At 53.4% G+C, this 15,209-nt stretch carries 14 protein-coding genes and 2 pseudogenes; 9 read left to right on the forward strand and 7 right to left on the reverse strand.

The genetic code is table 11. The annotated features are described in order from the left end of the window. Window positions 1–242: 242 nt before the first annotated feature. Window positions 243–632, reverse strand: coding sequence for a carboxymuconolactone decarboxylase family protein (locus IBT46_RS04425; protein WP_200544383.1), 390 nt, complete (start codon window positions 630–632; stop codon window positions 243–245). Between the two features lie 99 nt (window positions 633–731). Here IBT46_RS04425 and IBT46_RS04430 point away from each other — a divergent pair, with 99 nt between their 5' ends. Together IBT46_RS04430 and IBT46_RS04435 are read left to right on the forward strand one after the other, a co-directional pair. Then, window positions 732–1,637: a LysR family transcriptional regulator gene (locus tag IBT46_RS04430; protein WP_200544385.1), complete on the forward strand. Its 906-nt coding sequence runs from the start codon at window positions 732–734 to the stop codon at window positions 1,635–1,637. Window positions 1,638–1,889: 252 nt separating this feature from the next. Then, entirely contained in the window at window positions 1,890–2,801 is a 912-nt protein-coding gene (locus IBT46_RS04435) for a LysR family transcriptional regulator (RefSeq protein ID WP_200544387.1), read from the forward strand. 21 nt (window positions 2,802–2,822) lie between these two features. On the opposite strand, the gene IBT46_RS04440 is transcribed toward IBT46_RS04435, so the two are convergent. The 4 genes and pseudogenes from IBT46_RS04440 to IBT46_RS04450 form a co-directional block, all read right to left on the reverse strand. Beyond that, window positions 2,823–4,001 carry an MFS transporter gene (locus IBT46_RS04440; protein ID WP_200544389.1) on the reverse strand — a complete coding sequence of 393 codons (1,179 nt, stop codon included), beginning with the start codon at window positions 3,999–4,001 and terminating at the stop codon, window positions 2,823–2,825. A 174-nt stretch (window positions 4,002–4,175) separates the two neighbouring features. Then, window positions 4,176–4,298 (reverse strand): annotated as a pseudogene (locus IBT46_RS27205) (glutathione transferase GstA); the annotation flags it as partial. 26 nt (window positions 4,299–4,324) lie between these two features. Then, window positions 4,325–4,969 (reverse strand): Qnr family pentapeptide repeat protein, encoded by a 645-nt coding sequence (locus IBT46_RS04445; RefSeq protein ID WP_200544391.1) that lies wholly within the window; start codon window positions 4,967–4,969, stop codon window positions 4,325–4,327. A gap of 38 nt (window positions 4,970–5,007) precedes the next feature. Further along, entirely contained in the window at window positions 5,008–5,847 is an 840-nt protein-coding gene (locus IBT46_RS04450) for an arylamine N-acetyltransferase (protein WP_200544394.1), read from the reverse strand. 36 nt (window positions 5,848–5,883) lie between these two features. On the opposite strand from IBT46_RS04450, the gene IBT46_RS04455 reads away from it, so the two are divergent. The 3 genes and pseudogenes from IBT46_RS04455 to IBT46_RS27215 all read left to right on the forward strand — a co-directional run bounded on the left by IBT46_RS04455 (window position 5,884) and on the right by IBT46_RS27215 (window position 8,733). Continuing rightward, entirely contained in the window at window positions 5,884–7,383 is a 1,500-nt protein-coding gene (locus tag IBT46_RS04455) for a PLP-dependent aminotransferase family protein (RefSeq protein ID WP_200544396.1), read from the forward strand. Between the two features lie 108 nt (window positions 7,384–7,491). Next, window positions 7,492–7,912, forward strand: a pseudogene (locus tag IBT46_RS27210) (hypothetical protein). 107 nt (window positions 7,913–8,019) lie between these two features. Further along, a complete protein-coding gene (locus IBT46_RS27215) occupies window positions 8,020–8,733 on the forward strand; it encodes a mechanosensitive ion channel family protein (RefSeq protein ID WP_370569396.1) in 714 nt (237 codons plus the stop codon). Window positions 8,734–8,776: 43 nt separating this feature from the next. Here the strand turns inward: IBT46_RS27215 and IBT46_RS04465 are convergent, their stop codons facing one another. Then, window positions 8,777–9,256, reverse strand: a complete 480-nt coding sequence (locus IBT46_RS04465; RefSeq protein WP_200544791.1) for a MarR family winged helix-turn-helix transcriptional regulator — start codon at window positions 9,254–9,256, stop codon at window positions 8,777–8,779. Window positions 9,257–9,329: 73 nt separating this feature from the next. On the opposite strand from IBT46_RS04465, the gene IBT46_RS04470 reads away from it, so the two are divergent. The 4 genes from IBT46_RS04470 to IBT46_RS04485 all read left to right on the forward strand — a co-directional run bounded on the left by IBT46_RS04470 (window position 9,330) and on the right by IBT46_RS04485 (window position 13,211). Further along, on the forward strand, window positions 9,330–10,292 hold the full coding sequence (locus IBT46_RS04470) for a zinc-binding alcohol dehydrogenase family protein (RefSeq protein ID WP_200544400.1): 963 nt from the start codon (window positions 9,330–9,332) through the stop codon (window positions 10,290–10,292). A 274-nt stretch (window positions 10,293–10,566) separates the two neighbouring features. Continuing rightward, complete coding sequence (locus IBT46_RS04475; RefSeq protein WP_200544793.1) at window positions 10,567–11,115, forward strand: hypothetical protein; 549 nt, start codon at window positions 10,567–10,569, stop codon at window positions 11,113–11,115. A 419-nt stretch (window positions 11,116–11,534) separates the two neighbouring features. Next, window positions 11,535–12,284 carry an SDR family NAD(P)-dependent oxidoreductase gene (locus tag IBT46_RS04480; RefSeq protein WP_105594917.1) on the forward strand — a complete coding sequence of 250 codons (750 nt, stop codon included), beginning with the start codon at window positions 11,535–11,537 and terminating at the stop codon, window positions 12,282–12,284. A gap of 99 nt (window positions 12,285–12,383) precedes the next feature. Next, window positions 12,384–13,211, forward strand: a complete 828-nt coding sequence (locus IBT46_RS04485; RefSeq protein ID WP_200544402.1) for an alpha/beta fold hydrolase — start codon at window positions 12,384–12,386, stop codon at window positions 13,209–13,211. A gap of 481 nt (window positions 13,212–13,692) precedes the next feature. On the opposite strand, the gene IBT46_RS04490 is transcribed toward IBT46_RS04485, so the two are convergent. Continuing rightward, the gene (locus tag IBT46_RS04490; RefSeq protein ID WP_200544404.1) at window positions 13,693–14,826 is read right to left on the reverse strand and encodes an ABC transporter substrate-binding protein; all 1,134 of its coding nucleotides are present in this window, start codon (window positions 14,824–14,826) and stop codon (window positions 13,693–13,695) included. Window positions 14,827–15,209 lie beyond the last annotated feature (383 nt).

A 15,209-nucleotide genomic window follows, 5' to 3' on the forward strand; every position in this document is an offset into this window, starting at 1 on the left:
TAACTCTCAACCTTTCAAGGCCATATGTCAGATCAAGTCGCGACTAATACAGTTAATCTTGAAATTATCCCCCACGTGTTGACTCTCCAAAGGCTCGCGGTGCTGTTTGATGTTGGCATCTCTACTCTGCCACATCGTTTCATCCCGGCCTGGTACGAAAGACTTAAGCAGGCCGGGATTGCACTGCCGATTTAATATGTTGATGATCGCGGGGCGCAGTTTTTCGAAGAGGTGTTTTCTCCTTAGCTCTGTTTCACCCCATTCAAAATGTCGCGAATATTTACCAGCGCGTTACGCACCGCTGCACCTCCGGCGTAAAAAACCAGCTGGAGCACGGTTTCAATAATCTCTTCGCGGCTTGCCCCGGCATTCCGCGCGGCCTGAGCATGCGCCCGCAGCTGCGGAACCGTGTGCCCAAGCGTAACGCAGGAGGCAATCACCACCAGTTCGCGCGTTTTAGCATCCAGGCCTGGCCGGGCAAGGATTCCACCCATCGCCCACTCGATCGAGATATCGGTAAAGTCGGGGCAAATATCCGCCATATCCTGGCGTAACGCTTCTCCCGCACCGTTACCATACAGTTGATTAAATAAGGCTAAACCGCGTTCGCGAAGTTCTGGATTTGAAATCATTTTAAGCTCCTTCATCAAGTGAAGTGTCATTAAAACTCACTGACAAAAGTTGATAAACGGCAGTATATTTGTATCTTTCACAAGCATGGTTTGATAATCGTGAATAAACTGGAAAGTATGGCGGTATTCGTTCGCGTGGTTGAGCGGGGGAGTTTCAGCGCGGTGGCGGACGATATGCGTCTGAGTGGAACGATGATCGGGCTGCACATTAAAACGCTGGAGTCACATCTTGGCGTTCGTTTACTTAACCGCACAACGCGCCGCCAGAGCCTGACGGACTTCGGCCAGGAATATTATCAGCGCTGCCGCCGCATTCTGGCCGACATTGAAGAGACGGAGTCACTTGCTCAGGTTCAGCAGCAAGATCCCCGTGGAAAACTGAGAGTCGCATGTCCTGTCTCTTTTGGCGTTCATGCACTTTCGCCCGTTACGGCCCGATTCCTTACCCGCTGGCCAGAACTGACCCTTGATTTGGTGCTGAACGATAAGGCCATCGACATGGCCGAGGAAAGCATCGACGTGATGATAAAAATCGGCGATCTGGAAAACCTGAACTCGCTGGTCGCGCGCCCGCTTGCGTCCTATCGTTCGATCGTATGCGCTTCGCCCGCTTATCTGCATGAAGCAGGGACACCTGCAACGCCTGAAGAGCTTAGCCGACATCGCTGCCTGGGTTTTGCTCATCCCCTTGCCGGCAGTGAATGGACACTTCATCAAGGAAACAAGTCAATCAGGGTTCCGGTGAATATCGTAATGTCGGTGAATAGCGGCGAGGCCTTGCGCAGCGCGGCACTTAACGGCCTGGGAATTATGATGCAGCCAGAAGTGCTGATAGCCGATGATGTGCGAGAGGGTAGATTAGTTCCGCTATTAAGCGAGTACCAGCCTGTCGCCAAACCGGTGCATATTGTCACTTTTGCCGATCGGCGACAGCTGCCAAAAATCCGTCTGTACGTCGATTTTTTACTGCAGCAGTTTCGAGAATCGCTTTGCCTGGCGGGATAGCCCGGATAAATCAGTACCAGCCCGGGCAATATGTTGATGGGAACAGTCCCGAATCAGCATCCTGTATCCCTGAATTCTCCAATGTTATTTATGCCTGGCGGAGAAGTGGGTTTTATTCGCCTCTGTGCGGACTTAGATTCAACAATTACACGCCATAATAATGAGTATCTTTGTTGTCATTACCGGAATGACTCGGCGTGTGATATCTCACATTGCGGGTTTGTTCGTGAACGATTGGATGGAATATACAGGATGCGAAATACCGATCATCTGGGTGGCATTACCGCCTTTGTCACCACCGCCCGTCAGGGCAGTTTTACCGCAGCAGCGGAGAAGCTCGGTCTGACAAAATCAGCCGTGGGTAAAAGTGTTGGTCGCCTGGAGGCCAGACTCGGGCTCAAACTCTTCCAGCGATCCACACGGCGTCTTAGCCTGACTCCTGATGGCGAGCGGTTTCTGGCAAGCTGCCAGAATGCGATAGATATTCTTGAACAGGCAGAGGCCGAACTGACCTCTCACATTGTCCAGCCTTCTGGTCGGCTGCGGATCGATCTGCCTGCTGCGTTTGGCAGACAGCGTATTTTGCCTGTGCTGTTAGAAATCACACAGCGCTATCCCCAACTCGCCTTGACCGTTACTTTTAGCGAACGCTTTGTCGATCTCATCGAAGATGGTATTGACCTCGTTATTCGAATTGGTGAGCTTGCCGACAGCAGTGGACTGGTTGCCAGAAGACTGACCACGCAGAAATTGGTTATTTGCGCCTCGCCTGACTATTTACTGTCTCACGGTGAGCCCCTTTTATCCGAGGAACTGAACCAGCACCAGTGCGTTGTGGGGTTTCGCCGCAATCAGCCCATCTCATGGCTACTTAAAGAAAAAGAGGGCCAGATTTCACGTTATACCCCACCCGCAACACACGAGTTTGCTGACGGTGATGCCATTTTAATGGCGACGCTCGCTGGCTGCGGACTTTCACAATTACCACTGTGGCTGGTTAGCAAACATCTGGAATCAGGGGCTCTCAAAGAGGTACTGATTGGGCATTCCGGTGGCGAAATGCCCATCAGCGCGCTGTGGCCTAAAAACCGCCAGCTGTTACCTAAAATCCGCTACGTCGTGGACACGCTGGTAAAGGCCGCAGAGGATGGCTTGCTGGATTGATTTCCCGGCGATGCGGTTGCCTCAGATCGTCTCTTTACATAACGGTGCGGATTGAGCGTCAGAACTGTGCTTGATCAGAATGCTGACGAATGCCAGTAGCGCGAAAATCACACTGCTCAGAACGACCGAATGTGTGCCGAGTCGGGCGATGAACCAGCCACCCGTCAAAGAGCCAAGCGTAATTCCCAGGTTGGAAAACGACATATAAAGACTGTTAGCAAATTCAGGTGCTTCGCTGGCTTCACGCATCAGCCAGGTCTGGCTGACAACCAGGCCTGAGGAGTGGAACGCACCCCAGAACACGGTCAGCAGGCACATCAGTAACGGTGAAAAGCCTACAAACCACACCAGTAACAGAAGCACCGTAAAAAGCAGTGGGTAAAAGACAGTCGTTTTGACGACGTTCTTCTGCAGGAAGCCGCTGAACACAAAATTACCGGCAAAACCGCAGACGCCAAACAGGATAAGCATGGCACTGATGGCGTTATTGTTCAGGTGCGTGACGCGGGACAGATAATCCGCGATATAGCTGAAACTGGAAAACATTGCGGCAAAAATTAATGTGACCGTGGATATCGTCAGCCACAGTTTGCCTTTACGCAGTACGGAAAGCTGGCTGGAGAACGACACCTTTTCCCGGGCTGGCATTGACGGCATCAGGAATAAAACACCGATAAAGGCCAGAACGCAGGCGGCGGCACCAAAATAAAAGGCTGCTGATAAAGAAAAATGATCGGCAATCAGAGAACTGAGTGGCACCCCGAGCACCAGCCCGATCGCCACGCCCGCAAAGACTTTGGCTGTCGCGCCCGCCGCTTTTTCCTTCGGTACGGCATTAGCAGCCACGACCAGCGCCACGGCAAAGAAGACGGCATGAGCCAGAGCCGGCAATATGCGAAACACCAGCATCAGGCTGAACACGTCGGTGCTGGCATAGATCAGGTTCGACACGATAAAGACGACAAGAATGCTCAGCAACACCGTTTTCTTATTCAAGCCGGAGAGCATCAGGGTGATGAAAGGGCCGGTTACGGCCACGATGATGGCATAGATACTGACCAAAAATCCCACCTGAGTCGGCGTGACGTGTAACTGAGATACCAGTTTTGGCAGTAGGCCGATGATGGCGATTTCGGTGGTGATAACGCCAAAAACAGCCACAGACAGCGCCAGTAAAAGCAGCGCGCTTTTATTTTGCATGAAAAACCCCTGGAAAAATCGCAGATGAAATCTAAAAAGTTAAATAGCGAGAAATAATCTTGAAGCATTATTGCCCGCTTAACTTTCCGGAATACGTATCATCGCTGAGTTCCATCAGGGCGGAAATACGGGTTCAGGCGTATCTATGGCGACATAGATTCTTCAATAAAATAATTATAACTCAGCAAGCAGGGCTGCCTGTACCGCCGGTCGTGACGCGATGCGCGTCATATACGTCGACAGTGCGGACCAGCGGTTAAGATCAATGGCGAAGAATCTGCACCAGCGCAATACGGTTTTTCACCGCCAGGCAGATCGTCCCCCTAGCGGTTAACCGTAATCCCCATCCTGTCCAGCAGCACCAGCGCTTGCACGCTGTCGAGCGTCACGCCTTCAAGATTCATCTCGCGCAGGTCAAGATCGCCCAGTTCGGCACCGCTCAAATCGCAGTGGGTGACGTTGACGCTTGCCCAGTCAAAAGAGGCAAATTCGCCGCCGGACAGGTCTGAGCCGCTGAACGTGGCACCGCGCGCGACCACGCCGAGCCAGCGGTTGTCTTTCAGTTCACATTTTTCAAGTATGGTTTTCGAGAGATTGGCATAGCTGAGGTTGCTGCCGGTGATGATCGCGCTGCAAAACCAGCTGCGGGTGGTGATCATGTTCATAAAGCTGGTTTCACGAAAGTCCGCGCCTTGTAACCGACAATCGCGAATTTCAATGCCCAGCGCGCTGGCATTTCTGAAATCGGCCATGGTTAAATCACAGCTTTTAAAGCTGGCATCCTTGAGGATTGCGCGGCGGAAGTTCGCGCCCTGCTGCGACTCTTTGTCATAAAACACGCAGTTGGTGAAGACGGTGCCGGTCAGATCGGCACCGGAGAAGTCGCAGTTCAGAAAGGACGCATTCTCAATCTTTTCGCCGGTGAATCTGCCCGCAACGATCTTTTCATTGTTCAGTATCAATGCCATTTAAAAGCCTGTTTATCTGCACAGTTGTTCAGCGCATTCTAATCGGGCTGCAAGGGCAAGGAAACCGCCCCGACGGGTTCAGGGCCGGAGATCGCACAAACGTCAAGGTGGCTCATCAAACCCGACCATTGTCTGGTTTTCAGCAGGCTGGACATCTCATCATCCGTCAGCTGCCTCTTTTCAACGCCATTAGCGGTCACCGTTTTCAGCATATTACCCAGCAGGATCACGCGTCCTTCCGGGAGATGCTGCACGATTACCAGCTTTTGCACAAAAATGGCATCAGGATGCGTGGAATTAAGATAGTTGGCCGGGGCGAAATCAATCCACTCCTGCGAGGTCAGATCGAAGCCGTATTGATTGCACCATTCGCCCTCGACCTTCGCCTGTAGCAGATACTCGCCTTTAGCATCACGGGACAGTCGGAAGGTGTCGAAGTCCTGAGAAATATCGCTATCAAGAACGTCCAGCGCCACTGGCGCGCGGATACCGTAGCTGCCGAAGCCCAGATCGCAAAGCCACTGACGGCCATCGACTTCAGCCACCACGGCCATATGGGTTTTCGGCCGACGTACCGGGTAGAACATCGGACGTGCTGCGACGAAACGGTAAGGAATTCCCAGTGCCTCCAGCGCCATGGCAAACAGCCCGTTGACCTCATAGCAGTAGCCGCCGCGGTCCCGCTGCATGAGTTTGTCGGTTATCTCTTCCGGAATCAGTGAAACAATCCTGCCCGCCTGCACATCCAGATTCTCAAACGGCACCGCAAAAAGCTGACTGCGCATGATTGCCCGCAGCGTTTCGGCGCTGGGGGTTACGGGGCCGGTATAGTTTATGCGGCGGAAATAGTTAGATAGATCAAAGTTGTTACTGTGCATAATGCCTCCCTGACATGTGTGTGGTTGACACTATAGATGGCGCAACGCATTGCCTGTATAGTCAGATTTATTGAAAATCAGACTGTACAGATCGCTATGTCCGCCCCGTCCCTTGCTGCTCCACACTACCGCCGAATCGCTGAAATGCTGCGCCAGACCCTGGCTTCAGGTGCCCTGCGGCCGGGCGATCGGATGATCTCCGCACGTAAACTGGCGGAGCGCGAACAGGTCAGTCTGCCCACCGCGCTCGAAGCGCTTCGCTGCCTGGAGGCCGAAGGGCTGATTGTTGCCCGCCCGCGCTCGGGATATTTTGTCAGTCAGGTAAATGCAGCCCGCAGCAAGCACTCCTTCGCTCCATCAACCGGCCCCGTTCCGGTGACCATGTCCGCCGTTGCCCGTTCGTTGTTCAGTAGTGCTGAAACGCGGCTGGTGCCGCTTGGCGCGGCGCTGCCCGATCCGGCCTGGCTACCCGGGGCGACGCTTCAGCGCGCGCTTCATGCAGCCAGTCGTCGGCTGGATGCGCACGGCCAAAGCTACAGCCTGCCGCCGGGCAGGGCCGATCTGCGCAATAATATTGCCACGCGTGCCGCAAAGTGGGGAGCCCGCTTTAGCGCGGACGATCTGGTGATCGCTGCCGGTGCAACCCAGGCGCTGCGCCTGGCTTTACGCGCCGTGAGCAAGCCTGGCGACGTCGTGGCGATTGAGCAGCCCGCCTACTTCGGTACGCTTTTGCTGCTGGAAGATCTCGGCCTGAAGGCGCTGCAAATTCCTACCGATCCTGCCGAGGGGCTGCTACTGGCGCCGCTGGAAGATGCCATTCAGCGCCATCGCCCGGTGGCGGTACTGGCCTCGCCGACGGTGCAAAATCCGCTCGGTGCCAGTATGACGGTAGCGAAAAAGCAGGCGCTGGTTGCGCTGATGGCGCGCGCTGGCATTCCGCTTATAGAGGACGATGTTTACGGCGATCTGGTGGGTGAAGAACAGCGCCCTCCGGCCTGTAAGGCGTTCGACCACAGCGGTAATGTGATTTACTGCAGTTCATTGTCTAAGACCCTGGCTCCGGGCTGGCGAATCGGCTGGATTGCCGCCGGGCGCTACCACCCGCAGGTGATGCAGGCGCGGATGGCCGGGGAGTGGGCCGGTGCGCCGCTACTGGAAGCCGCAACCAGCGAGATCCTGGCGAGCGGTGACTACGAGCGCCATCTGCGCCGCCTGAAAACCCGAATTGCAAAGGGAGTGCAGGCGGTAATCGCGCGGGTCAGATCCAGCTTTCCGGCGGGTACGCAGGTCATCATCCCCGCCGCCGGTTTTCTCTTATGGGTAGAACTTCCCAGGTTGGTCAACGCGCTGGAAGTGCATCGCCGCGCGCTGGCGCTGGGCATCGGCGTCAGCCCCGGTCCGCTGTTTTCCCCTGGTGCGGAACTTCAGAACTTTCTGCGATTGAACTGCGCCAACGAACCGACGCCGCATCTGCTGAATGCCGTGGATCAGATCGGTGCGCTCTGTTATGCGCTGGTGGAGGAGGCTGCCCCCTGACGTGGACTTGAATGTCCCTGACATGTCATGATGTCGTTTGGTTAAATTTTTGTATATAGCCGCAGGCTGTAGCAGATACAAATGGCATACATATTCAGGCGATAAAAGATGGCATATCTGGACTATTTATTTAAGTTTATGGAAGGGAATCCGGCGCTCGCCGTGGGTTTTAACATTATTTTGCTGATTGTTTCCGGCATGTTTACCCACATTTTGTGCAAATTCCTGCTGATCAAAGTGGTGCGAAGAGTCTTCTTTGCCAGCCACAAGCAGGATGTGCCGCTGGAAAAAGACCGCCGCATCGCCGAGAAGCTGTCGAACTTTATGCCGGTGATTATCGTCTATTACGTTCTGCAGTTTATGCCGAATATGCCGCCATCGCTGGTGACGGCGATTAATACCTTCTGCGGCATTTTGTTTTTTATTTTCCTGTCGATCTTCTTCAATGAAATGCTGGATATCGTCAACAGCTCTTACGTCCGCAAAAGCAAACGTAAAAATCATTCTATTAAGGGCTATATCCAGATAGGGAAGATTTTAATTCACGTTATTGCCGCAATTATGATTCTTGCGGTGATGTCGAATAAATCACCCGCCATTATTATTTCCAGCCTCGGTGCCGTGGCTGCGGTGCTGATGTTAGTGTTTCAGCATACTCTGCTGTCGCTGGTCGCCAACGTCCAGCTCTCTTCGAATGACGTCCTGCAGCTGGGCGACTGGATTGAGATGCCCGACAAGAATCTCAGCGGGGAGGTCACCGATATTGCGCTGCACACCATTACCATCCGCAACTGGGATAATACAATCTCACGTATCCCGACCAAAAACTTCCTCACCGAGACCTACACCAACTGGCAGGCGATGTTTTCTTCCGGCGCGCGGCGGATAATGCGCAGTACCAGCATCGATCAGCACTCGGTTAACTTCCTCTCTCAGGAGATGCTGGCGCCGATGTTGTCTGTTCGCGGAGTCAATGAGCCGCTGGCGAAACTGCTTGATGGCCGTGATCCTGGAGGAGTGGCCGACAGCTGGTTTATTGATAACGGACTGACTAATTTAACGCTGTTCCGCCACTACCTGATGGCCTATCTCGCCGAACGGCCGGACATTATTAAAGACATGTACATTGTGGTGAGAACGCTGAAGCCGTCACCGTCCGGCATGCCGCTGGAAATATATTGCTTTACCTCGTCGATTTATTGGATGGATTACGAAAATACGCAGTCAGAGATCTTCGAATATATCACTGCGGTGGCCGGGAAATTCTCCCTGCGTCTGTACCAGTATCCGGCGGGGCACGATTTCTGGCGGCTATCGCAGGAAAGCAGCGGCCGGGATAGCGCGCGATAAATCTCCTCCGGGCCTGCCTGTCAGGCCGGCCCGGATACTCATCTTATTTCTCAATTTCATCCAACGAAGAAAAATCAATAACGAACTGTTTAAGCAGGCGTTCAAGCTGTACACGGTCTTCCGGGGGCCATTTCTGGAACACTTTCTGGTAAATGTCTTCACGCGCCGCGTCAATCTTATCTGTCATCGCTTTACCCACTGCAGTGATAACGGCTTCATTAATCCTCTTATCTTTCGCGTTTTTCTGTCGCTGTGCCAGACCCGCTTCTTCAAGCTTTGTGACCTGACGGCTAACCGTGGTGTAATCGCGGCCCACTCTGTCTGCCAGTTCGACGACACCAATAGGACCAAACCGGCTGATTTGAACCAAAAGAGGAAACAGTGCGCGATCGAGATTAATTGTCGACGCTTTAATCATTAATTCATCACGTTGCGGGCGATTAAACACGCCAACAAGGGTGAGTAATGCATCATGCAGATCGGAAAAACTCTGAGTATTATGTGTATTTTGCACGCTTTTTATTGACGCCGACTTTGGTTGAATTTAATGTGTGCATTATACACATAAATCATATTGGCGACAGGTGAACATTCAAATGAAAGCAGCGATTATCAACCAGCAGGGCGAAAAGCCGGTGTACGGTGAGTATCCCGATCCCCAGGCCAGCGATCGTCAGGCCGTTATTACCGTCACAGCTGCCGCGATTAGCCAGCTGGCAAAATCACGCGCCGCTGGAAAACATTACAGCTCGATGACCTCTGCTCCCTTCATTCCCGGGATTGACGGGACCGGTTACCTCAGCAACGGCGATCCGGTTTACTTCCTGTCATTTAACGCTCCCTGGGGAAGCATGGCGGAGAAAACGCGGGTTTCACTGGACAATGTTGTGCACTTACCCGCAGGACTGGCCCCCGTACTTGCCGCGGCGATTGCGAACCCCGGGATGTCATCCTGGGCTGCGTTAACGCGCCGGGCAATTTTACAACAGGGCGAAACGGTTCTGATCAACGGCGCAACCGGCACATCGGGCGGTCTGGCCGTCCACATCGCTCGCTGCCTGGGTGCCGGGAAAATTATTGCAACGGGGCGAAATAAAGACGTTCTGAACAAATTACGTGAAGAGGGCGCGGATGTTGTTTTAACGCTGGATTCCCTGCCATCTGAATTACCCGCCTTAATGGCTGAGGGAATTGACGTTGTTCTTGATTATCTCTGGGGTCAAAGTGCACTGGATATTATGACGGCGGCCGTTGCCGGTGGCGCAAAAACCGTGCGCTTCGTTCAGATTGGCTCACTTAGCGGCCAGGAAATTAACCTGCATAGTAAATTGCTGCGTTCATCAGGCTTGACGCTGATGGGGAGCGGGTTGGGTAGCGTTTCAGATGCAGAATTGATTGCCGCGATAGGTGAGCTTTTTCAGGCAGTATCAAGCCATGGTTTGTCTGTTCCATATATACAACGTCCTCTGGATGAGGTGAAAGAAGCCTGGTCCGAAGACGACAGCCGCTGTCGGGCCGTTCTCATCCCCTGCAACGATCCTGACAGGAAATGGCGTTGATCGGTCGGAATAAGGTCTGACATCCGGACTGAGTCAGGCGCTTCAGTTTCCGCGCCTGGCGTATCGGGGCTGGCCGGAACACGGACCCGCTGTCACTTCCCTGTCCGCTCGGCCTCGCACGTCCCTGTGCTCGGACGGTCCGCTTTTCCGGCCAGCCCCGATTGCTTTAAGCATTGATGTTGCTGCATCAATAACGGTATCTTTTCTGCCAGCAACATAATGATCTGAAAGGGAGACAGTGATGGGACAGATTAGCCGGGTTTATGCGGTATGGATGGCGGTAATGCTGATAACCGCCTGCACCAGTAAGCCAAACCTGCCGCCGACCGATACCATTGTGGCGGTTAAACCGACCCAGTCCGGTGTTATCGCCAGCTCGGCAAAATACGGTTATCGTTTTGTTCGTGATGGCACGCCGCAGGAATATCAGCGCTACAAGACATTTTACGAACGTTTCCATCAGCAGGCTTCAGGCGTCAGAGTTAACTTTTTGGTTAAAGAGCATGAGGTGACGGCGGAGTACCTGGTGGTGGTGGATAACCGCAAGCTGGACGCCGGGCAGCGTGACGTGCTGGTCAATCAATACAAGGCGGTTCCCATTGATAACGATCGCCTGGGCGTCCTGTTTAAGGCCGAAGGCTTCTGGACCACCGTCTACGCGCCGGATGTGGCCGATCCTTACCGGTTAGACCGCCCGGTGGTGGTTTCCATCAATGATAAAACCCAAACCCTGAGTGATTTAGGCACGGTAGCGATGGTTCCGCTGTTGCCACTGTTCCCGCTGTTTATGATGTACGGATGTGCCACGGGTCCGTGCTTGTGATGCTCATACCGCAATAAACACCATATCCAAACCTGCCGCGAAAAATGCGGCAGCAGCGCATTTCATTTAGCTCTTCGGTGCGGCTGGCAGAAAATGGTTAGCCGCATACCGCATACCGCATACCGCATACCGCATACCGCATACCGCATACCGCATTGTAGCTGGCTGCCCGTAGCAGCGCAGATGCTCGCCCCGTGGTGCTTGTCAGCAAAACCCCTTCCTTTGCCAGGCTAGTCAACATTGCTATCCCTTAGAAACTCGCGAATCCATCGTTTCAAATTTGCAATGATGAGTTGCAAACCATTCTGTTTTGAAAATTATCGCACGCGGATATGCTTCTCTCATCGCGACAACAGATGCAGTCGCAAGGTACAGATGACCCAATAAATCTATCCATACTTAATTTAAGGAACGACATCATGAGTAAAAAACTTTCAGACAAAATTGCGTTAGTGACCGGCGGCAGTTCTGGTATTGGCCTGGCATCAGCGCAGGAACTGGCAGCGCAGGGTGCCACTGTTTACATCACCGGCCGTCGTCAGGAGGAACTGGATGCTGCGGTGGCATTAATCGGACCGTCGGCCAAAGGAATCCGGGCAGATGCTTCTGTTCTGAGCGACCTCGATACCGTGTTCTCTACTATTTTGAGCGAATCCGGCAGGCTTGACGTGCTGTTCGCTAATGCGGGTGGCGGCGATATGATGCCTCTGGGTGCCATTACCGAAGAGCACTTCGACCGTATTTTTGGCACCAACGTGCGCGGTGTGCTGTTCACCGTACAGAAAGCGCTGCCGTTAATGGCTAAAGGGGCCTCCATCATTCTTACCGGTTCAACGGCAGCAGCGAAAGGCACCGCCAGCTTCAGCGTCTACAGCGCAAGTAAAGCCGCCGTCCGCAGCCTGGTCCGTTCCTGGGCGCTTGACCTGAAGGATCGTGGTATTCGTGTCAACGTGGTTAGCCCTGGCCCTATTCGTACGCCAGGTCTGGGCGGTCTGGTTCCTGAAGAACATCGTCAGGGACTGTTCGACGCGCTGGCAGAGGGCGTGCCGCTGGGCCGTTTAGGCGAGCCGGAAGAGATCGGTAAAACGGTGGCATTTTTGGCCTCTGACGATGCGAGTTTCATCAACGCGGCGGAAATTTACGTTGATGGTGGATTAGCGCAGATTTAATTCACGGTCAGACCCACACCTTTAAATTTAAAGCCACCACGGCACGATTTTAAATACGTGCCGATGGGATCGCCTGCACAGCATTATGGAGAAATAAAAATGAGCTTTATTACTACCTCTGACAAAACGCGCATCTTTTATAAAGACTGGGGCGACAAAAATGCTCAGCCGGTTATTTTCTCGCACGGATGGCCACTGAGCTCAGACGCCTGGGATGGGCAGATGCTTTATCTTTTGCAGCAGGGTTACCGGGTTATCGCTCACGATCGTCGTGGACATGGCCGCTCCGATCAGCCAGCTTTTGGCAATGATATGGACACTTACGCCGACGACCTGGCCGCCGTGATTAATGAACTGGACATTCAAAATGCGGTTCTGATTGGTCACTCAACCGGCGGTGGTGAAGTGGCTCACTATATTGGCCGCCACGGAACCGGCCGCGTGGCGAAAGTGGTGCTGATCGGTGCCGTACCGCCGATTATGATATCTACCGAGCAGTGGCCTGAGGGCACGGATATTTCGGTATTTGATGGTATCCGTAAGGGAGTATTCGACAACCGCTCAGATTTTTATCTTAATCTGGCGATACCTTTCTTTGGCATGAATCGCGATGGCGTGGAGATCAACGAAGGTCTGCGCCTGAGCTTCTGGAATCAGGGAATGGCCGGTTCGATTGTCGGGCAGTATGCCTGCATCAGGGAGTTCTCTGAAGTTGACTATACGGAGGATTTGAGAAAAATCACCGTTCCGGCACTGGTTATTCATGGTGATGACGATCAGATTGTTCCAATTAGCCACTCCGGCCTCTTATCGGTTGATATTATTCCTGATGCTGAGCTGAAAATATATCCTGGCGCATCGCACGGGCTGGCGGCAACGCATCAACATCAACTTAATAACGATCTGCTGGCGTTTATTCAGTCGTAGTGAGGCAGTGTTTACCACCTCAATGAATATGAGGTGGTAATGGAACGCATTCGAATGCTGGATTCAGTCGTATCAGACTTTGTGCCTGGTTTATCGGGGCTGGTCGGAACGTGGATTTGCTGTCAGGTGTCGGAGCTCGGGTGGGAGTCGCTGTAGATTCCGCGTCTGGCTTATCGGGGCTGGCCGGAACGCGGACCCGCTGTCACATCCCTGTACGCTCGACCTCGCACATCCATGCGCTCGGACGGTCCGCTTATCCGTCCAGCCCCGATTGCCTGCATGCATTGGTGGTGCTGCCTGAAACCATTTATTTTTGGCAGCAACGCAATGATTTGAAAGGGGAACCGTCACGGGACAGGTTAGCCGGGTGTCTGCCGCAAGGATGCGGCAGCCAAGCCCCCAAGGAGGGGTTCACGGCGACCCGGCGATCTGCCCGCTACGGTCGCCCGCGAACACTGACCTAACAGCGACCTACCGACAATCACTCAGCCGGATGATACTCAATATTAATCGGCTCATCCGGCAGCTTGGTGAACTTCTGGATAATCTGATGGTAATCCGCCGTCGGATTCAGATCCTTAAACTGCTGCGGATAGAAATCCTTCGCCAGCATCTCAATACCGATAATATTGTACGGATGATTGTAGAAGTGATGGTAAACCGCCGCGACCTTGCCCGCTTTCACCGCCGGAATATCCTTCACACCGTTACGATTACGCAGGCGATCGAAACTCTCTTTGATCTCCTCAACGCTGGTATTGTAACCCAGCGGGATCACCGTACTGGCTTTGCCACCGCGCTTTGAACCGCTCATCACATAGTAATCAGGATTCATCGAAATCACCTTCTCCACCGCCACGTTACCGCTGGTGCCCGGCAGCAGCTCGGAGCCGATATTGCGTGCGCCCGTCGCTTCAACCAGTGCACCCCAGCCGTTATGGCCGTGGGTAAAGCAGCAGGCATCGCCGCCGCCGCCAATACCGGCTATCGGCTCAACGAACACCAGCGGCTTTGGTGAAATATCCTTCACCTTGTTTTGAATCGCCGTCAGCTTCTGCTGATAAAAATCGGTATAGGCTTTCGCGTTGTCCTCCCGGTTCAGCACCTTGCCGAGCAGGGTTACGCTGGCGGCGGTGTTCTGCACCGGGTGCAGCTCAACGTCCAGGAACAGCACCGGAATATTCAGCGCGGCCAGCTGCTTCAGCACGCCGGTCTGCTGGAGCGACGGCTTCGCGCGCAGCTGGGCAATCATCAGGTCCGGATGCTTGGCGATCACCGTTTCCAGATTCACTTCACCCTGGTCGGAGAAGCCCATATCCAGGATTTTCTCCGCCTGCGGCCAGCGGTTTTTCAGCATATTCCAGCTGTTTGTATCCTGCTTCTTCATCAGGTTGTTCCAGGAGACCACGCGCTTAAACGGATCGTCGCGGTCAAGCAGGGCGAGGCTGAGGATCTCGCGGCCGTCCTGCAAAATAATGCGCTGCGGCTCCTGCTTGATCACCACTTTCTGGCCGTCCATATCGGTTACGGTCAGTGGATAGGTTGTGGCGAAAGCCAGTGCGGGAAGGGTGGTAACAAGGAGAGCGGAAAGCTTCAAAGCCGGAACAGTTTTCATATTCGGAAAGACCCGGAATAATAAGGTGATGATAATTATTCTCATTTTTATCTAAACCGCACCTAAACTTTGTAACTTTTTTATAAAAAATTCACACTTTTACCGGCCCAGCCCCTTCATCTTCGTGTTCGTCTTCAGGTGTATCCGGAATCCCGAATTCGGGATCTGGCATCTGCATTTCGCATCCGTTACCCGATATCCGGCTCCTGCATGCTTGTCCGCATCCGGAGCTTTCTGCCCTCATGGATTACCTGCAACCCTCTGGAGAGCCTTTGCCCAGCGCGAACGACGAAGAACCCCATCAAACCACATCGGCTATCTTCTGCTAGTTTCTTCATTGCATTGAAATGTAAGCGTAAATTTAAATAAACTTACTGGAGAGT

It is taken from the genome of Erwinia sp. S38 (genome assembly GCF_016624545.1).
Taxonomy (GTDB): Bacteria; Pseudomonadota; Gammaproteobacteria; order Enterobacterales; family Enterobacteriaceae; genus Erwinia; species Erwinia coffeiphila.